This is a genomic window from Paenisporosarcina indica, assembly GCF_001939075.1.
GTDB lineage: Bacteria > Bacillota > Bacilli > Bacillales_A > Planococcaceae > Paenisporosarcina > Paenisporosarcina indica.
Map to the genome: position 1 here is coordinate 220,466 of NZ_MPTA01000002.1, position 17,123 is coordinate 237,588.

Genomic DNA, 17,123 nt, shown 5'->3' on the forward strand with positions numbered 1-17,123 from the left:
TTCAACCATTGTTGATACATGTAGAAAAATGTCACATTTTGTACAACTGTTTGTAAATTATTAGGAGTTTAATTTTGTATGCAGTGATTCTTGACTACGTGCCCACATTTCCGGGTTGTGTGATTGCAAGAAGTCACGCAAAGTTTCTTTGGATGAGTCATCCATATGGTCAACGATAATGTGTCTTTTCATTGATTTGTCCATGCGATTGACATGGTCAGCCAGAATTTTGAAGCCCCGGCGCTTTTCACGATTGATGACCATTTCACATGCCGTTACCCCAGCATAGTAAGGTCCGTCTTTTTTATAATCGATGGTTACCCAAACTAGCCAAAATAATTTGCCGCCTTCAGAGTCTTCACGATTCGTTGTGAATTTTATTCCACGTTCTGTGTCACTGCGCGCATGCATGGCACCAATTTCAACTTTTGCGGTCTTTTCTTCCACGTCAATTATGACTGGGGATACATGTTCAAGAGTTAATGAACCTATGCCGAATCCACCATGACCATCTGTCGGGTCATTTTTTATGATGGTAAATCCAAGTTTTTGTTTTGGTTTTTCTTCATTATTCATACGTAAATCCCCTCCGTTCTGTTATTATAACGAATATACTAATTTTTGTGAAAGAGGAGGATTCTTATGCCATACGTAACAGTAAAAATGCTAGAAGGCCGCACGGAAGATCAAAAACGTGCACTTGTTGAAAAAGTGACTGCTGCAGTCTCAGAAACAACTGGTGCCCCTGTTGAAAACGTAGTAGTTTTCATCGAAGACATGCCAAAAAACCACTACGCCGTAGCAGGTAAGCTATTTAGCGATAAATAATGAATTATTTGAAAGAGACAGTTGGCTCGCCGACTGTCTCTTTCAAATGGAGACCAATCGCTCTTAAAACACCATAAACGGTGGCAGATGCAAACACAAATGTTCCCCAATTTGTGGCTGTGTCTGATCCCGTGAGAGTAGTTCTTTGGATGTTAAACGCCTGCGGTAGTGCTTGCTTCGATTCAGATACACAATTGCCCCTCAAATCAGCGATCCCAACTCTCGCGGGACCTTCTACACAGTCACACAACTTTGTAGCTCCTCTATAAAAATAAAAGCATCCTCTACTTCCTTGTCAGAGAAGTTCAATTTTCCTTTTACCACATGCAACTTTTCAATTTGTGCTTCTCGACCTAACGTATCGAAATACAACAATGTTGAGACCATTTCGAGAAAGCGTGAACTTTTGTCGTTTAAACGATTAATACACTGATCGAGTCTTGGATAATTGCTATCGATTGTGGATAAGAATTGTTGTCCCTCGTCTGTGCAGGCATATGTATATTGCACATAGGAACCCTTGTCCTCCATTTTCTCCGATAAGAATGCCATATTGCACAATTCCTCTATCCGTAGTGTGAGCTCTTCCGAATAGGGTCCATAAATATGGAATTGATATTTTTCTTGGAATGGAAAGTTCATTTTCTTGGCAATGTACACCATCTTTTGTAGCTTTTTGCGTCCTGTCACTTCACCAGCAAGTGTGATAAACTGCACGATTTTCGCATGTTCCTCTAACAAGTTGTTTCACCTCAAGTTTTGGATTTCCCTATTAATAACGCCATGATTTGTTTTTTAAGCATTTTCTTCTTCCCGTCTTGTGTCAGTAAATCTTCAGGGAAATATAATTTGTGATTGGTTCTGCGTTTACCAGTAATGGCCTCCACGATATCTGATGATCGCGACAACTCACTCAACTCGTTATTGGGCATTAACAAATGGATTGGCACACGTTCGCCTTCTTCCCCAGGACGATAGAAATCATATGGCAAATCGGATGACGAATCAAATACTAAATAATATTTTGGGTTGATGCCCGCTTTTTTAAAAAGCTGTTCGAGTTCTGTCAGTTTTCGATAATCCTTCGCCGGATCAAATTCTATGTATTGAAATAAGCGTCGATTAACAAACCGATCACATAAATCAGCGAGAATTTCATCCTTTTCGTGTACCCACTCTTGGAAATATGTCATGACAATTCCCTCATCCAGTGCCAGATAATCCGCTAATGAAAAAGTAGAATCGAAAAATTTCTTAAAATGGCGTGGTTCGTAGGTAAATTGATAACCCGTGGAACTCAATTCTTTTGCACGATGTAGGGCTTTCGTCAAAATCACTTCCGCACTTCGCGACACCGGATGGAAATACACTTGCCAGTACATTTGATAACGACTCATAATGTAATCTTCCACCGCGTGCATGCCGCTTTTCTTAATCACGACTTGATCTTCCCGAGGACGCATCACGCGTAAAATTCGTTCCATATCAAAATGGCCGTAGCTCACGCCTGTGAAATACGCATCGCGTTGCAAATAATCCATGCGATCGGCATCGATTTGACTGGAAATTAAGCTTACCGCCAGTTTATTGCCGTACGTTTTGGCGATAACATCGGACACATGTTGCGGGAATTCTGGATCAACCCGTTTTAAAATGGCATTTACTTCAGTTTCACCAAGCAAAATGGCCTGTGTGTATTTTTCATGATCGAGATCAAATACATGTTCAAACGCATGTGAAAACGGTCCATGCCCGAGATCATGAAGAAGTGCGGCACACAGAACGAGGAGTCGCTCCGACTCATCCCACTCCGGACGACCTTTGAAAATGTCATCGATGATGCGTCTTACTACTTCGTAAACGCCGAGAGAATGATTGAACCTACTATGTTCAGCGCCATGGAATACGAGGTAAGTAGTGCCAAGTTGTTTAATTCTACGTAAACGTTGGAATTCACGTGCTCCGATTAAATCCCAAATCACTTGGTCACGTACGTGTATGTAGCGGTGGACCGGGTCTTTAAAAACCTTTTCTTCTGCCAGCTTTTGTGTAGCATAACTCACATGAACACCTCCTCGTCAGTCTTATTTTTCGAAGACTAAAGTCGCGACAACGTCACAATGCCTTCGTAATCTACAATCCTGTAAGCCTAAAGAAAAAGCCGCCTTGATCTAAGGTGGCGAAAGAATGACTATCTATAGTAAATCGGTTTATTCACGAGATTATCCCTTTAGTTTGGCACGTACTTTCACCATTAATTCTTCTTCAGTAAGTGCAGCAACGGGGCGGTTGTTCACAAATGCGAACGTTTTTTTTCGTCCAGGACCACAGTACGACTGACACGCGATATCTACCGAAGCGTTCGGGTCTATTTCTGATAACTTAGGAATTAAGGTTTTTAAGTTCACGGCCTGACAATCATCGCAAACTCGAAATTCGTTTGCCATTTGCCAACAACCTTTCTTTTTTTCATTCAAAGTCTATTGGTCATTGTATCGTATATTTCCTCTCTGATTCAAGCAAATCAAAATGTTTTCATGAATAAAACCTGCGAATCTTGTACATGCTTGAAGTAGAACACAGAAACTATTAACAATTGAGGAGGGTCTCTATGGTAAAGATACGACAAGATGCCTGGTTAGATGAAAACGATGAATTGCTAGCTGAAACCGTGCTCCGACACGTTAGAGAAGGAAGTACGCAACTAAATGCCTTTGAAGAAGCAGGCGATGCACTGAACCGCACGGCCGCTGCTTGTGGATTTCGTTGGAACGCTGTTGTAAGGAGAGAATACGAGAAAGACTTAAAAGATGCGAAAAAAGATCGCAAACAAAAACTACGTGTACTTGGTAAGGAATATCGCCGCCGTGGACAATCTCTGTTTCTCGTAGGAAGCGAAGAAGAACCTCAAGAACGCGTCCAAATCCCACTTTCTGCACTGTCCCTAGATGTCGTCATTGCTTACTTATTACGCTTGCAACAAACTGGCACGGGTGAAGGAGAATCGCATCGCTGGCGTACACTTCTGTCCCATGCTCAAGAAAAAACAAAGCAACTGGAACGTGATATTGCCCGACTTGAAAAAGAAAACTCCACTATTCGTGAAGATTACGAGCAATTTGTTCATATCATGAACCGTGCCCGCCGTCTCGTAACGTTGAATGACGATGCAGATAATATTTCACCAGTCTTCCAAATGGAACGTAACGGCAATCTAGTAGCAAAAGAGCCACCAATTAGTTAATTGGTGGTTTTTGTTTTGGGTAGAGGGCTTTCGCCTCCTATTTGTCTGTTTTAGCCAGCATTTTTTGGTTGCGTTCAACGACGCGTGTTAAATAGAACATATACAAATCTGTTTCAGTAGGTTGCAGTGACTGCATACGGACATTGGACATCATATGGTTCATTAACCGTTGGACATGAATCACCGTGTCTTGAACGGTCACGCTCACGCCCATAATTTCGCTCACGGAAGCCATCACTTCCGGCATGATGACTGGATAGACAAACTTTGTTTCTTCGCCGTCCAATCCGCTTTCATAAAAATCACGAATGAGTGCGGCACGCTCCGATCCAGATCCTTCAATACATAAATAAATTTGGACTGCGATTCCATGACGCAAGCGTCTTTGTGAGATCCCGGCAAACTTTTTGCCATCCACGCTTAAATCATACGACCCAGGACAGTATGATCCAACAATTTCGTAGGCCTCAATGCGGTCAGCGATTTGTGGAAATAAATGTCGAACAAATTCAACCATGATATCGTATCCTGCATGAATATCAATCGCATTATGTTGTTCGGATACTAGAATGGAGATATTTAACACGCCACCGTCCAACACGACCGCAAGTCCACCTGAGTTCCTCACAATGGATTGATACCCATGTTCCTCAATCACCTTTCGTCCCGCTCCGATATGTGGAAGTCGATGATCTTGTATGCCGAGAACCACGGTTTTTTCGTGTACCCATGTGCGGATCGTTGGCAAGGACTCCCCTTTCCCAACTAGTTCACACAGCATATCGTCTGCCGCAAATGATTCCAGCGCGGAACTTGCTCTACCACTCATGGATTGATCCCAAAATCGCCACTCTTTATTCATAAATAATTCAGTAAATCCAGACATTATGATTCTCCTACCATCACGCTTTGATAAGCGGTCATTAATACTAGTTTATAAATATCCTCTGAGGAGCAGTCTTGTGACAAACTATTCACCGGCTTGTTAAACCCTTGCAATAAAGGACCAAACGCTTCAAAACCACCGAACTGCTTTGTTAAATTATAGCCGATATTTCCGGCTTCAAGTGACGGGAAGACAAACACATTGGCATCACCTTGAATCGCGGATCTCGGTGCTTTTTTTTCGGCTATTGCCGGTACGAAAGCAACGTCAAATTGAATTTCCCCTTCAATTGTAACAGCTGGTGCCTTCTCTTGTGCGAGCTTTGTTGCTTCCACTATTTTTTGTGTTTCTGGTGATTGAGCTGAGCCTTTTGTAGAGAATGACAGCATCGCTACTTTAGGGTCGATCCCAAATACCTTCGCTGTTTGTGCACTTTCTACAGCAATTTCGGCTAACTCCTCACTCGTTGGCGCAATCGTTATGGCACAGTCTGCGAAAAGATAGCGTTCATCTCCACGTACCATCAGGAAAGCCCCACTAGTTTTTGTAATGCCTCGTTTGGTTTGAATAATTTGCAACGCAGGACGCACAATTTCGGCCATCGTATGGAGCGCCCCACTAACTACGCCCTGTGCATAACTGGTGTAGACCAGCATAGCCCCAAATGTATTGACGTCTTTTAACTGGATGCGTGCTTGCGTCGGAGTTGTTTTCCCGTGCCTGCGTTCTACATATTGAAGGATGCATTGATCCAATTTTTCAAAATGTACCGGATCCACTATTTCAATTCCTGACAGGTCCACTTTCGCTTGAGTGGCCGCTACGGATATGAGCTCACGTGGTCCAATTAAAATCGGTGTGACAATGCCTTCATGGGTAAGTCTTAATGCAGCTTGCAACACACGCTCATCTGTACCTTCCGGCAATACGATTTTCACGTTTTTGTCAGCTAAAGCTTGTCTGATCTCGTCAAATAAGTTAGTCATGATTGCATCGGCCTCCTTGAAATTGAAATAAGAAATTCGGCGTGACAGCAAGTACTTTTGTTTTAGCATCATTCGTTCTATATGGCACTCTCCACTTTTTCTTTTGTCTAGCTACGAAGCCATCTCGATGACCCAATCATGGGGTTAGAAAGTCGATTTGCCTTTCTATCTTCCAGCGCCAGTGTCAGGCTTGAGGGGAGCTTTCCGATTTTTATTAAATCATACACGAATTTGTCATACTTCGTCATGTCGGAGTGGTGACTTTGTGGGTTTCTGTAGGGCTTTATGCTAAACTTGATTTGAGTATTTTTATTTAAGAAGGAGTGTCTCATAGATGATAGAAGCAGCACAAACTTTAGATGGTTGGTACGTTTTACATGACTTCCGTTCAATGGATTGGACGTCTTGGAAACAAGTATCAGCTGAAGATCGCACAACAGCTGTAAATGAGTTTTTGGCATTTTTGGAAGAGTTGAACATTGCAGATGAGGCGAAAACAGGAAGCCATGCTTTCTATACGATTCTTGGCCAAAAAGCTGACTTCATGTTAATGACTTTGCGTCCCACGATGGATGAATTAATCCAAATTGAAGCTAAATTCAACAAGTTAACGATTGCTGAATACACTGTTCCTATGTATTCTTACGTGTCGGTGGTTGAGCTTTCAAACTACCTGGCTGGCGATTCAACTGAAGATCCATATCAAAACGCTCATGTACGTAGCCGTCTGTACCCGGAGCTTCCACGTTCTCAGTATGTTTGTTTCTACCCAATGGACAAGCGTCGTGATGGCGATGACAATTGGTACATGCTTGAAATGGATGAACGCAAATCCATGATGCGCAGTCACGGCATGATTGGTCGCGGATATGCAGGAAAAGTGAAACAGATCATCAGTGGTTCGATTGGTTTTGACGATTATGAGTGGGGCGTTACATTGTTCTCTGATGACGTACTTCAGTTCAAAAAATTAGTTTACGAAATGCGTTTTGATGAAGTGAGTGCACGTTTTGGCGAGTTCGGTTCATTCTTCGTTGGAACATTGCTGGATCACGAAAAAACTACGGCATTTTTAACTGTTTAATCCTATTGGCTGCGCGATTTTGCGCAGTCTTTTTTTGTGGGTTTTTTCAAGGATGGAGAATGAATAGTGCGAGAGGAACATGAATAAATTGAAACCATCCAGAATATATATAACTTAGTACAACCCTACATCTTTTCTCTTCCACTATAGAATCGTCGAAACTAATATTCTCCTGGTCTACTTGGAATGGGCTTGGCATATAGTGATTTCGAGGAGGGTTGTGCTGTGGCGGTTATTAAAGCAACTGAAAAAGATGTAGAAACGTTGGCTCGTTTAATGCGGGCGGAAGCTGAGGGGGAAGGCGTACAAGGTATGCTCATGGTGGGAAACGTTGGTGTGAACCGCGTGCGCTTCGATTGTCTTGATTTTGGTGATATTCGTAATGTGCAACAAATGGTATTCCAGAGTCCTGGTGGTTTTGAAGCCACCACCAAATCCTATTTTTATCAGCGTGCTCGCCCACAAGATATTGCACTCGCCCGGCGTGTGATTAATGGTGAGCGATTCCATCCCGCTAGCCGTTCGTTGTGGTTTTTCGAACCTCCAGGAGATTGCCCAGCAACGTGGTATGACCAACCGAATACAGGTCGTTACAAAGCCCATTGTTTTTTCTCTCCGATACCTGAAAACTGTCCACGAATTTAAATTTGAAAGGATGATCAAATGGTACAATATTATTGGAATCCAGCCTATGCACAACAAATGCAACAACCTTTTCAAGGACAACAACCTTTTCAGCCACAACAACAACAGCAACTCCCACCGGCAGCGCCTGTCGCACCAAGACCTCGGCAACCCATGGCAGAAGAGGAATCATACATTGAAAACATTTTACGTTTCAATAAAGGAAAAGTAGGTACATTTTACTTAACGTTCCCAAATAACCGTGAATGGAATGCCAAAGTGGTCACTGGAGTTGTGGAAGCGGCGGGTAAAGATCACGTGATTGTGAGTGAGACTAGTGGAAAGCGTTACTTGCTGCTAATGATTTATTTGGATTATGTAACGTTTGATGAAGAGATTACTTACTTTCAATGATTTGACTGAAGCATTAAGACGACCCAGCTAGTTTTTTCTGACTTCGGACTTATTTTTCAAATAGCTCGCTCATATAAAAATGCCCTTTCCAATTTAGTTTGGAAGGGCATTTTTGTTTTAAACGTTATTGGAGACAAAAAAATTTGGTTATATTAGCGCAATTGTACGATAAAGAACAGGTTAGTATAGTGAAGCTCCGTTGCTTGAATCTTGTTGATAAAAATAGGATTCCTACGTCAATGACGATTATTCCTACGTGATCCTGTTATTTTCCTACGTCATCCCCGAAAATCCCTACGTGCCCCACGATAATTCCAATTGAGCACTCACTCGATGGGCTAGCGCAGGATCACAGCCGCAAGAACGTGCGCCTAGCGTAAACAGGATAGAATTACATAGCTAAAATTGAAAAAGCATCTTCACTCACGAAGATGCTCCAAAACTAGTTCATATGTTTGACAACAGCTACGATAACAAATATCCATGCTGCTAAAAACGCTACGCCACCGATTGGTGTAATCGCACCTAAGATACCGATTCCACTCAAACTAAGGACATACAGTGAACCTGAGAAAATGACAATCCCAGCTAACATGAAATAACCTGCCCAATTAAGCTGCGACACATTTCCAATGATGCTTGAACTCATTAAGATTCCAATTACGATCAAACCAATGGCATGATACATCTGGTATTGTACAGCTGTTTCCCAAATGGCTAAATATTTTTCGGATAGTTTTTCCTTTAAAGCATGTGCACCAAAAGCTCCAAATGCTACAGCAAGAAATGCGTTAATGGCACCTGCGATAATAAAAAATGGCATGAATTTCCCCTACTTCCTAATTAAAAATCAAACAGTGAGTCTCCGTTTGCACCGTCTTCTTTCATTCGTTCACCAGAAGAAACGGAAGGGATCGTTGACGAGGGTTGCTCGACTCGAATAGGTGCAGCAACCGATCTGAATTCTACTTGTTCACTTAGGGCCACGTCACATAGTGCGCGGATGGCAAGCAATGAATCTCGAATACTTTGATCATCGCCTCTAAGTTTTGCAGCTGATGCGTGTTTGTCGATTTCGGCGAGTACTCTACTTAATGGGATCATGAGTCTCCCTCCTTTTCCACTTACCACTTTACCACGAAATTCACTTCAAGCAAAAATCAATGGGTTCATTCCCCCACTCGATTAATTGTTTATTGATTTTCGAATAAGGTTTGCTGCCTAAGAATCCTCGATGTGCACTAAGAGGGCTTGGATGAACGGACTCCAAAATGGCATGACGTGAAGGATCAATAAGCTGTCGTTTCATTTGTGCAGGTCGACCCCAAAGCACGAAAATGATTGGATTGTCTCTTGCTGACAATTTACGAATCACTTCATCCGTAAACGTTTCCCACCCTTGTCCTTTGTGTGAATGAGCCGCACCTGCTCGTACTGTCAGGACTGTGTTAAGCAGCAATACGCCTTGTTTCGCCCACTTTGTCAAGGATCCGTGTTCCGGCATGTCGCAACCGAGGTCAGCTTGCAGTTCTTTTAACATATTGCGTAAGCTTGGGGGGATCTTAACGGCTTCCTTTACTGAAAAGCTCATGCCGTGAGCTTGACCAGGTCCGTGGTAAGGGTCTTGTCCAATGATCACCACTCTGACTTCTTCAAATGCCGTTTCTCGAAAGGCACTCCATAAATCATTCATAGGCGGGTAAATGGTTTCGTTTTCGTATTGTTCTTTCAAAAACTCGCGTAGCTTCAAATAATATGGTTTTTCGAATTCGCTAGCGAGCATATGCCCCCAATCACTTCCTATGTTTATAGTCATTAGAGTCACTCCTCAAATTCTACAGTTACCTCATATTCCACTAGAGAAAACATTTCTGAAACGGAGCGGGCTGCGTTCTCTTCTGCAAGCTCTAATACGCCTTGCCCAGATGTTTCTTCAATCATGAGCTTTTCCGCCTCTGCTGCTAATTTATAAGCTTCTTTTATGTCCGCTTTCTGTCTGAATAATCCTTCATAAGAATATATCTCGACTTGATCGAAAAATATTTCAGGACCGCCTAAAAATTCGGCTTTTGGCAAAGTCAGCGTCGCTGTTCTTGAGTCTTCATTAAGCGTGATATCCTCTTCCTCTACTTTGGAAAAGTCAATTCCTGCTTTGATGGAACCTGGAATGACGACTAATAGTTGACGCTTTGTTCCGGGTAGGTCCATCCCAATCTCTTGTCCAAACAGTGTATTATCTTGTCTATTAACAATGACTTTCGTGAATGCTTCTGCTGTTACCAGTTCATTTAGGGATTGAATTCGTTCTAAAAAGGCACCATTATTTTCAGTGAAGGTACTTCCTTTGATCATCCAAAAGGCAATGGAAGGAATGGCAATAATTAAGATGAGTAATCCTGCGAATAACCATAGGAATTTTCGTTTCCAAATCGATAGGACAAGCGAGCTGACCCGCCAAAAACCCGATGGACGTTGTCGCACACTTTCGACAGTAACGGCTGTTTCATCTTGTGCTTTCAGTTCTTCAAGCAATCTTTCAATCTCATCAATACGCTGATTTTTCGACATAGTTCTCCACCCTTCTATCATTTTTGCTATAGGTTTATTACGTTTACGATAATAGAAAGTTTCACTTTGTACAACTTTAAAACGAGTGTTAGGATGAGAACAGAGGTGAAAAATGGTGGCAGATTTTCAGTTGCGAGAAAAAGTTCGCAAAATCGTTCGCTCTACAACAGAAGAAAGCCAGGTACCCGAGAAGGCAAAGTCACTCGGCTTTGGCTGTTTTACCATCGGGATGATCGTAGTCATTCTCCTATTTGCCTTTATTAGCGTGGGTCTACTGATACAAAGTTACTGGATTGCAGGAGGAGTCATCCTTACTTTTACGCTTGGACTTTCCTATATTACAGTCCAACTCATTCGTGCTGATAAGCTACATAATTGAATTTTCATGAATTTTTGGTACGATGAATATAGCAAATGAATGAAATGAGGAGTTCACTTATGTCTTTGAAAAAAACATTAACGATCGCCGGTTCTGATACTTCAGGTGGTGCCGGGATTCAAGCAGATTTGAAAACTTTCCAAGAACATGGTACTTACGGGATGAATGCTTTAACTGTTATCGTAACCATGGATCCTGAAAATGGCTGGAGTCATGGCATTTATCCGATTCCGGTCGAAACCTTGGAAGCCCAATTGAAAACAGCACTTTCTACAGATATTGATGCACTGAAAACAGGCATGCTACCGACAGTTGAAATCATTGAAACTGCAGCTGCTGCGATTGATCGCTCGGGACTTGAAATTGTTGTCATCGATCCTGTTTTGGTATGTAAAGGTGAAGATGAAGCGTTATTCCCTGAAAACGTTGAGGCTATGGTCAAATTATTGCTTCCACGTGCGTTGGTTGTGACGCCGAACTTGTTTGAAGCGGGTCAACTTTCTGGACTTGGGACATTGACAACAATTGAAGATATGAAACGTGCAGCCGTGAACATTCATGAAGCCGGTGCTAAAAACGTAGTGATCAAAGGTGGCAAGGCGTTGAAACATGATAAAGCGGTTGACTTGTTCTATGATGGGCACACGTTTACGTTGCTTGAATCAGAAAAAACTGAAACGACTTATAATCATGGAGCGGGTTGTACATATGCAGCGGCAGTAACAGCTAATTTAGCAAATGGACTATCTGTCAGTGATGCGGTGCTTGAAGCGAAGAAATTCGTATCAGCAGCAATCGCTAACGGTTGGAAGTTGAATCAATATGTAGGACCAGTTATGCACGGAGCTAAAAACCGTTTTGGCGCACCTGAAGTAACGACTACAGAAGTATAATTGATATTATGAACCACCTAATCCACTGTGATTGGGTGGTTTTCTTTCTAGTTGCAGAGGTGAGCGGTCGCTCAGTCTGATTTTTTGGGAGTGACGTCTGAAAAAAGCGATTCACGTCTGAAAAAAAAGCTACCGGCTCACCCGGTAGCTTTCTCAAGATTTCACTTTTTGTTCTTCTTTCAATTGAAGTAAAGTCATTTTTTCTTTTAGTTGTTGGTGGTTCCATTCAATGGTTTCGTCTGAAACGAACGCTAGTTTTTTTCGTTTAGGTAATTCCACTTGTCCATTTGATGCACGTGTGTACCCTTCAATCATTGCTGCAATCGCTAAGATAATAAGGGCGAAACTAATGGCTGGCCCAAGCGGAAGCCATGGTGCTCCTTGCAAATAGCGGAAGGAGTTCCCGAATAATCCTGCCCATTCATAAGCAATTGATTTCGGAGGATCTGCAAACATTGGATCATAATCGACCTCGGTTCCCCCTAGAAATAGTTCAAGTAAACCTAAATGGGCGAACACGATGAGTGTTTCCACTATTTGCTGGCCATATAAAACAAACATCTTTTCACGCATTTGTGGAAATAAATGACGCACAATAATTCTTCGACGACTGGCACCCAGTGTACGTGCGGCCAAAATGTATTCCTGATGGTACAGTAGATTGGCTTCGTTTCCGATTAATGCGGCCACGATCGGAACCGTAATGAGTGCCATAATCACGACTTGGATAATCACTCGTTCTATCAAACCAGTAGAAAATCCTTCAGGTGGCATCCAAAGTACTGGCTTTAATAAAATGACGGCAAAAATGGTCATCGGCACATAATGGATGGGATCAATCAATCCATTGATCCATGACCGGTGACGTTGTAAATATGTACCAAGAGCAAAACCTAAAGGAACCGCGATAAACATACGCAAGGCGGCGACCGCCATCGCCGCAAGAATCGTGTATTTTGCACCAAGCATGATTTTCGATAACATGTCATAGCCGAATTGATCCGTGCCAAGGGGATGCAACCAACTTGGTGAAATGGGTGGTCCTTCCACAGCACGCCCATTTTCTGTTATGAAGAATGTTTGCCTTGGTTCATTTCCGAAAATCCATTCAAATACAAAACTTCCGAGTAAAAAGAATACAATAACTCCAAAACCCAATAGAAATAAAGGTTGTTTCCAAACAGACTTCATAATGCTGCACCTCCCCGCTTCAATCGGCGCATGAATGCCCATTCGCCAAGACTATACAACAAAAAGACGGGCAGGAAGAAACTCAATACGGTGATTAAAAATAGTGCTCCACTCATGTTTTGAGACATGAAGTACATGATGCCTGGGATGTTAAACATCAATTCCAGGATGAATAAGTTGGATAACATGAACCACATCGTTTTCTTCGATTGGAAAAAAACACTGATGATTGCATTTCTGAAGATATGTGCAAATAAAATAAACACTTTGGCAAAACCTAGTGCTTTCGCGAGTTCTACGTACAATTGCCGTTCTTCTGCTTCAAATGTCAACATACTTAAGCGATACAATTGAATCATTGGCAGAATCATTAAACACAACACCGGTAACCAGTAAATGCGTTCATCTCCAATGACAGCAATTGACGATATTAACACACCGGTTTGTTTGTAAATAATAACGACAATCAATTGAGCCAATAGAATGATGAGAATATCAGGAATCGATTCCAAGAAATAAAACATCATCTTCACGCGTTGGCGTGCACGTTCTTTTAATAACATGGTGAAAAATGTACCGAGTAGAGCGAAAAATACTGCTGCTGCGAGTGCAAGAAATAATAGTTGCAATGAATACTCGATGTACTCAGCTAAGTTTGGAAACAATGGGATTTGTTTAATCGTCCACCCCCCCACGTAGTGCTCAACTGCAAAATCTTGTATAGGAAACAAGGATTCTACTAGTTGCTTCAATTTATCTATGTATTCTTTCCACAAAAATTCCCCTTCTTGAAAACCGGAAATCAGCAATGGAACACCACTTATTAACCAAATTGAAACAAGGGCTACACCCAGTTGTATCAACCATTTGGCAAAACCTTTCATATAAAAATCCTCCTGGTATCTTAAAATTCAGATAGTTCGATATTATCATAATTTCTTCCATATTACGAACTATTCTTCAAAAAATGAAGCAGTCTAATCGCTTTCGTTCATTATTTTCATTATACTTAGGGGTAGATGTTTTGAACGTTAACAGGAGGTCGAAAATAATGGAGCAAGTGCAGGTTGGGAAGTTGCAAGTATTGTTGGATTCATTCGCCAATAAAGATGTATTTCTTCATCTTGAAACGACAAATGGTGCGTATGCATCACACTTTAATGAGAACGTCTTTAATGCGGGTGCGTTTATTCGCAATATTGCCGTAAAATATGAGCTAGGAAAAGTTGCGGGTGAAAGTCCTCATCGTGTGGGATTGAAATTGCCTCATGGATGGGTTTATGCACAAGGCATTACGCATTTTGAATTAGATGAACATGGACGCTTATTGATGGCAGGACATGATCAAGCAGGGAAACTAGCGGTGGCTCTTCAAATCAGTGAAACGCCATTCACCTATTAATTAAGGAGGAAATCACATGACCATTGAACAAGAAAGACATGTACTCGTTGTATTTCCTCATCCTGATGATGAATCTTTTGGTGTCTCGGGAACGATTGCAACGTATATCAAGCAAGGAACTCCTGTGACATATGCTTGTTTAACCCTTGGTGAAATGGGCCGGAATTTAGGAAATCCACCTTTTGCGACGCGTGAGTCTTTGCCTCATATCCGTAAGCAGGAACTGATTGCGTCTGCTGAAGCGATGGGTTTAACAGACCTTCGTATGATGGGCTTGCGTGATAAAACAGTGGAATTTGAAGACGATGAAGAAATGGTTGAAATGATGAAGAAATTAATTGATGAAACGAATCCATCTCTTGTCATCACCTTTTATCCAAACTATGCGGTGCATCCAGACCATGAAGCAACAGCACGTGCGGTTGTAAGAGCCGTACGTAGAATGGATGAATCCATTCGTCCCAAATTGTATGGTCTTGCCTTTGCCAATAGTACAAAAGATGATCTCGGCGAACCCGATGTTGTTCATAATATTATGGAAGCACGTGATCAGAAAATGGGATCTATGCGTGCACACATTTCTCAGACGTCTTGGATGTTGGAAGAAATGGATAAGCGTTTAGCCGCTGGAGAACCAGAAGCCGATAATTGGTTTACATACGAACGCTTCTTCTCGTATCGTTGGCATGAAGATTTCGAAGACTCATTTTAAATGGAACAGCTTTGTTAAACAGTGTACTATCCGTCATCGTGCATATGCAGCTTACTCCTGCTCAAGCTCGTCGCAGAAAAGCTGCTTGCACTCTTCCGTTTTTTCACACAAGTCAGCACCTTCTATAACCTAGCTAATTAAACAAGAGTGATCCAAAGATGTCTTTGGTTCATTCTTGTTTTTATTTATTTACTCATTGTATTTGCAGTGGTTATTTTCAGGCGATCATACATAGAGTTGGGTGTTTCTGTATTTGGCCATACTATTTCTAATAAAACATTTTCTGTTGTAGTTGGATTACACTCAAATGTACGTGTTTGCTATCAGTATTTACAATAATGCTCCATAAGGATTATTTAAGAATATTCCGCACTTTTAGTAAACGCTAGACTTCTCTTAACTTCCCTAGTAACATGTATAAGGTCATATAAATTATGTATATTTATTCATCAGAAATGAGGTTGTTTATTTGAAAAAGTTCTCCATGTCTACATGGTTATTATTCTTATTACCTTCAATTATTGGAATATTATTATTCATGATCCCATTCAAGATTGGTGGAGAATGGAAGATTCCAGTTGCTATATTAGCAAATATTGTTGCAGGAATTGTTGAGCCAATCATGCCTTGGACGGTTACGATTACCATGATTTTGGCTGCACTTGGATCAATTGTTTATCAGTTTATAAATAATACCAATCCCAAAACTCAAACCTTTTTTGAAAAGTTATTCAAAGTAAACTGGTTCTGGACAATCACTCGAGTAGTTGGTGCAGTATTTGCTGTCATGGTCGTTGCAAATATTGGACCTGAGGCTGTTCGAAGTGGAGATACAGGAGGTATGTTGCTGTCAACTGATGGACTATTATCGTTCCTATTCACTATTTTCTTATTTGCTGGACTACTTTTACCTTTGTTACTTAACTTCGGATTACTCGAGTTCTTCGGAACCATGATGGTCAAAATCATGCGTCCACTATTTAAATTGCCAGGCCGCTCTTCAATTGATGCCCTTGCTTCTTGGATTGGTGACGGAACCATTGGTGTCCTATTAACAAGCAAACAATATGAAGAAGGTTTTTACACAAAAAAAGAAGCCGCTATTATCGGGACGACGTTCTCGGTTGTATCCATTACCTTCTCGATTGTTGTCATTGAACAATTAGGATTAGGAAAGTACTTCATCCCTTATTATGCGACGGTTGTTCTATGTGGGATTGTATTGGCCATTATCATGCCTCGTATTTATCCATTATCTCGTAAAAAAGAAGAATATATCGATGGTCGCCCATATGACGAGAATGCAGAATCTTTGCCAGAAGGTTATAACGTAGTAAGTCACGGCTTGGAAAATGCGTTGACTACAGCAAACAAGAACCGTTCTATCGTGCATTTTCTTTCGGACGGCATAAAAAATGTTCTAGATATGTGGATCGGAGTTGCGCCTGTCGTCATGGCATTTGGTACGATTGCATTGATGCTCGCAACTTATACGGATGTGTTTGTTTGGCTAGGAAAACCATTTGAGCCTTTGTTAATGGTCCTTGGTATTCCTGAAGCGGCTGTAGCGGCACAAACGATGGTCGTTGGTTTTGCCGACATGTTCCTGCCTTCGATTTTGGGTAGTCAACTGATTGAATCTGAAATGACTCGTTTTGTGATTGCTACCACTTCTGTTATTCAGTTAATCTACATGTCTGAAGTTGGTGGATTGTTACTTGGTTCTAAAATCCCTGTGAACTTCTTCGATTTAGTTGTTATTTTTGTTCTGCGTACAGTGATTGCATTACCAATCATCGCTGTCGTAGCTCATTTATTGTTCTAATTCATACACAAAGGCAAAGTGGCTTCCCTCACTTTGCCTTTTCTTATTTCTATAGATAATCTCAGTTCAAAAGCATGTAAACTTGGT

Annotated in this window: 23 protein-coding genes; 10 read left to right on the top strand and 13 right to left on the bottom strand. The window is 41.5% G+C overall.

Translation table 11 applies throughout. From position 1 onward, the window contains the following. Positions 1–60: 60 nt before the first annotated feature. Positions 61–576 (bottom strand): YwhD family protein, encoded by a 516-nt coding sequence (locus GY23_RS06515; RefSeq protein WP_075618418.1) that lies wholly within the window; start codon positions 574–576, stop codon positions 61–63. A gap of 66 nt (positions 577–642) precedes the next feature. Here GY23_RS06515 and GY23_RS06520 point away from each other — a divergent pair, with 66 nt between their 5' ends. Further along, positions 643–828 (top strand): 2-hydroxymuconate tautomerase, encoded by a 186-nt coding sequence (locus GY23_RS06520; protein ID WP_075618419.1) that lies wholly within the window; start codon positions 643–645, stop codon positions 826–828. A 4-nt stretch (positions 829–832) separates the two neighbouring features. Here GY23_RS06520 and GY23_RS06525 read toward each other — a convergent pair whose 3' ends face one another. The 4 genes from GY23_RS06525 to GY23_RS06540 form a co-directional block, all read right to left on the bottom strand. Further along, positions 833–1,078, bottom strand: coding sequence for a hypothetical protein (locus tag GY23_RS06525; protein ID WP_075618420.1), 246 nt, complete (start codon positions 1,076–1,078; stop codon positions 833–835). Then, positions 1,063–1,569, bottom strand: a complete 507-nt coding sequence (locus GY23_RS06530; protein WP_075618421.1) for a YwgA family protein — start codon at positions 1,567–1,569, stop codon at positions 1,063–1,065. The genes GY23_RS06525 and GY23_RS06530 overlap by 16 nt, the downstream gene beginning before the upstream one ends. Before the next feature lie 11 nt (positions 1,570–1,580). Next, the gene (locus GY23_RS06535) at positions 1,581–2,891 is read right to left on the bottom strand and encodes an HD domain-containing protein (protein ID WP_075618422.1); all 1,311 of its coding nucleotides are present in this window, start codon (positions 2,889–2,891) and stop codon (positions 1,581–1,583) included. A gap of 159 nt (positions 2,892–3,050) precedes the next feature. Next, positions 3,051–3,275, bottom strand: coding sequence for a YuzB family protein (locus tag GY23_RS06540; protein WP_075618423.1), 225 nt, complete (start codon positions 3,273–3,275; stop codon positions 3,051–3,053). Positions 3,276–3,439: 164 nt separating this feature from the next. Here GY23_RS06540 and GY23_RS06545 point away from each other — a divergent pair, with 164 nt between their 5' ends. Then, complete coding sequence (locus GY23_RS06545) at positions 3,440–4,072, top strand: RsfA family transcriptional regulator (RefSeq protein WP_075618424.1); 633 nt, start codon at positions 3,440–3,442, stop codon at positions 4,070–4,072. 37 nt (positions 4,073–4,109) lie between these two features. Here GY23_RS06545 and lipL read toward each other — a convergent pair whose 3' ends face one another. Beyond that, complete coding sequence (lipL, locus tag GY23_RS06550) at positions 4,110–4,958, bottom strand: octanoyl-[GcvH]:protein N-octanoyltransferase (RefSeq protein ID WP_084544049.1); 849 nt, start codon at positions 4,956–4,958, stop codon at positions 4,110–4,112. Further along, a complete protein-coding gene (pta, locus tag GY23_RS06555) occupies positions 4,958–5,944 on the bottom strand; it encodes a phosphate acetyltransferase (protein ID WP_075618425.1) in 987 nt (328 codons plus the stop codon). Before pta ends, lipL begins: the two co-directional genes overlap by 1 nt. Positions 5,945–6,278: 334 nt before the next feature. On the opposite strand from pta, the gene hemQ reads away from it, so the two are divergent. The 3 genes from hemQ (at position 6,279) to gerQ (ending at position 8,066) form a co-directional block, all read left to right on the top strand. Then, complete coding sequence (gene hemQ, locus GY23_RS06560) at positions 6,279–7,028, top strand: hydrogen peroxide-dependent heme synthase (protein WP_075618426.1); 750 nt, start codon at positions 6,279–6,281, stop codon at positions 7,026–7,028. A gap of 225 nt (positions 7,029–7,253) precedes the next feature. Beyond that, positions 7,254–7,673 (top strand): cell wall hydrolase, encoded by a 420-nt coding sequence (locus tag GY23_RS06565; RefSeq protein ID WP_075618427.1) that lies wholly within the window; start codon positions 7,254–7,256, stop codon positions 7,671–7,673. Positions 7,674–7,691: 18 nt separating this feature from the next. After that, positions 7,692–8,066, top strand: coding sequence for a spore coat protein GerQ (gerQ, locus tag GY23_RS06570; protein ID WP_075618428.1), 375 nt, complete (start codon positions 7,692–7,694; stop codon positions 8,064–8,066). Positions 8,067–8,508: 442 nt separating this feature from the next. On the opposite strand, the gene GY23_RS06575 is transcribed toward gerQ, so the two are convergent. From GY23_RS06575 to GY23_RS06590, 4 genes are read right to left on the bottom strand one after another with little or no spacing between them, the layout of a single operon-like run. Beyond that, positions 8,509–8,889, bottom strand: coding sequence for a DUF423 domain-containing protein (locus GY23_RS06575; protein ID WP_075618429.1), 381 nt, complete (start codon positions 8,887–8,889; stop codon positions 8,509–8,511). Between the two features lie 20 nt (positions 8,890–8,909). Then, the gene (locus GY23_RS06580; protein ID WP_075618430.1) at positions 8,910–9,170 is read right to left on the bottom strand and encodes a YwdI family protein; all 261 of its coding nucleotides are present in this window, start codon (positions 9,168–9,170) and stop codon (positions 8,910–8,912) included. Positions 9,171–9,210: 40 nt separating this feature from the next. Continuing rightward, on the bottom strand, positions 9,211–9,882 hold the full coding sequence (locus GY23_RS06585) for a uracil-DNA glycosylase (RefSeq protein WP_075618431.1): 672 nt from the start codon (positions 9,880–9,882) through the stop codon (positions 9,211–9,213). A 5-nt stretch (positions 9,883–9,887) separates the two neighbouring features. Beyond that, complete coding sequence (locus tag GY23_RS06590; protein WP_075618432.1) at positions 9,888–10,634, bottom strand: DUF4230 domain-containing protein; 747 nt, start codon at positions 10,632–10,634, stop codon at positions 9,888–9,890. A gap of 112 nt (positions 10,635–10,746) precedes the next feature. Between GY23_RS06590 and GY23_RS06595 the strand changes: the two genes are divergently transcribed. Then, a complete protein-coding gene (locus GY23_RS06595; protein ID WP_245827598.1) occupies positions 10,747–11,013 on the top strand; it encodes a hypothetical protein in 267 nt (88 codons plus the stop codon). Between the two features lie 59 nt (positions 11,014–11,072). Further along, complete coding sequence (pdxK, locus tag GY23_RS06600) at positions 11,073–11,906, top strand: pyridoxine/pyridoxal/pyridoxamine kinase (RefSeq protein ID WP_075618433.1); 834 nt, start codon at positions 11,073–11,075, stop codon at positions 11,904–11,906. Between the two features lie 153 nt (positions 11,907–12,059). On the opposite strand, the gene GY23_RS06605 is transcribed toward pdxK, so the two are convergent. Both GY23_RS06605 and GY23_RS06610 read right to left on the bottom strand, forming a co-directional pair. Continuing rightward, a complete protein-coding gene (locus GY23_RS06605; RefSeq protein ID WP_075618434.1) occupies positions 12,060–13,097 on the bottom strand; it encodes an ABC transporter permease in 1,038 nt (345 codons plus the stop codon). Beyond that, positions 13,094–13,981, bottom strand: a complete 888-nt coding sequence (locus GY23_RS06610; protein ID WP_075618435.1) for an ABC transporter permease subunit — start codon at positions 13,979–13,981, stop codon at positions 13,094–13,096. Before GY23_RS06610 ends, GY23_RS06605 begins: the two co-directional genes overlap by 4 nt. 167 nt (positions 13,982–14,148) lie before the next feature. Between GY23_RS06610 and GY23_RS06615 the strand changes: the two genes are divergently transcribed. The 3 genes from GY23_RS06615 (at position 14,149) to GY23_RS06625 (ending at position 17,036) form a co-directional block, all read left to right on the top strand. Next, complete coding sequence (locus tag GY23_RS06615; RefSeq protein WP_075618436.1) at positions 14,149–14,499, top strand: YojF family protein; 351 nt, start codon at positions 14,149–14,151, stop codon at positions 14,497–14,499. Between the two features lie 16 nt (positions 14,500–14,515). After that, positions 14,516–15,211, top strand: coding sequence for a bacillithiol biosynthesis deacetylase BshB2 (gene bshB2, locus GY23_RS06620; protein ID WP_075618437.1), 696 nt, complete (start codon positions 14,516–14,518; stop codon positions 15,209–15,211). Between the two features lie 469 nt (positions 15,212–15,680). Beyond that, positions 15,681–17,036 (top strand): YjiH family protein, encoded by a 1,356-nt coding sequence (locus tag GY23_RS06625; RefSeq protein ID WP_075618438.1) that lies wholly within the window; start codon positions 15,681–15,683, stop codon positions 17,034–17,036. Positions 17,037–17,123: the final 87 nt, after the last annotated feature.

Bases quoted from the DNA above. Each gene is read 5' to 3' on its own strand.
- GY23_RS06545 (WP_075618424.1), top strand. From the start codon at position 3,440: ATGGTAAAGATACGACAAGATGCCTGGTTAGATGAAAACGATGAATTG.
- GY23_RS06520 (WP_075618419.1), top strand. From the start codon at position 643: ATGCCATACGTAACAGTAAAAATGCTAGAAGGCCGCACGGAAGATCAA.
- lipL (WP_084544049.1), bottom strand. From the start codon at position 4,958: ATGTCTGGATTTACTGAATTATTTATGAATAAAGAGTGGCGATTTTGG.
- bshB2 (WP_075618437.1), top strand. From the start codon at position 14,516: ATGACCATTGAACAAGAAAGACATGTACTCGTTGTATTTCCTCATCCT.
- GY23_RS06580 (WP_075618430.1), bottom strand. From the start codon at position 9,170: ATGATCCCATTAAGTAGAGTACTCGCCGAAATCGACAAACACGCATCA.
- GY23_RS06610 (WP_075618435.1), bottom strand. From the start codon at position 13,981: ATGAAAGGTTTTGCCAAATGGTTGATACAACTGGGTGTAGCCCTTGTT.
- pdxK (WP_075618433.1), top strand. From the start codon at position 11,073: ATGTCTTTGAAAAAAACATTAACGATCGCCGGTTCTGATACTTCAGGT.
- GY23_RS06595 (WP_245827598.1), top strand. From the start codon at position 10,747: ATGGTGGCAGATTTTCAGTTGCGAGAAAAAGTTCGCAAAATCGTTCGC.
- GY23_RS06515 (WP_075618418.1), bottom strand. From the start codon at position 576: ATGAATAATGAAGAAAAACCAAAACAAAAACTTGGATTTACCATCATA.
- GY23_RS06615 (WP_075618436.1), top strand. From the start codon at position 14,149: ATGGAGCAAGTGCAGGTTGGGAAGTTGCAAGTATTGTTGGATTCATTC.
- hemQ (WP_075618426.1), top strand. From the start codon at position 6,279: ATGATAGAAGCAGCACAAACTTTAGATGGTTGGTACGTTTTACATGAC.
- gerQ (WP_075618428.1), top strand. From the start codon at position 7,692: ATGGTACAATATTATTGGAATCCAGCCTATGCACAACAAATGCAACAA.
- GY23_RS06605 (WP_075618434.1), bottom strand. From the start codon at position 13,097: ATGAAGTCTGTTTGGAAACAACCTTTATTTCTATTGGGTTTTGGAGTT.
- GY23_RS06585 (WP_075618431.1), bottom strand. From the start codon at position 9,882: ATGACTATAAACATAGGAAGTGATTGGGGGCATATGCTCGCTAGCGAA.
- pta (WP_075618425.1), bottom strand. From the start codon at position 5,944: ATGACTAACTTATTTGACGAGATCAGACAAGCTTTAGCTGACAAAAAC.
- GY23_RS06590 (WP_075618432.1), bottom strand. From the start codon at position 10,634: ATGTCGAAAAATCAGCGTATTGATGAGATTGAAAGATTGCTTGAAGAA.
- GY23_RS06540 (WP_075618423.1), bottom strand. From the start codon at position 3,275: ATGGCAAACGAATTTCGAGTTTGCGATGATTGTCAGGCCGTGAACTTA.
- GY23_RS06575 (WP_075618429.1), bottom strand. From the start codon at position 8,889: ATGCCATTTTTTATTATCGCAGGTGCCATTAACGCATTTCTTGCTGTA.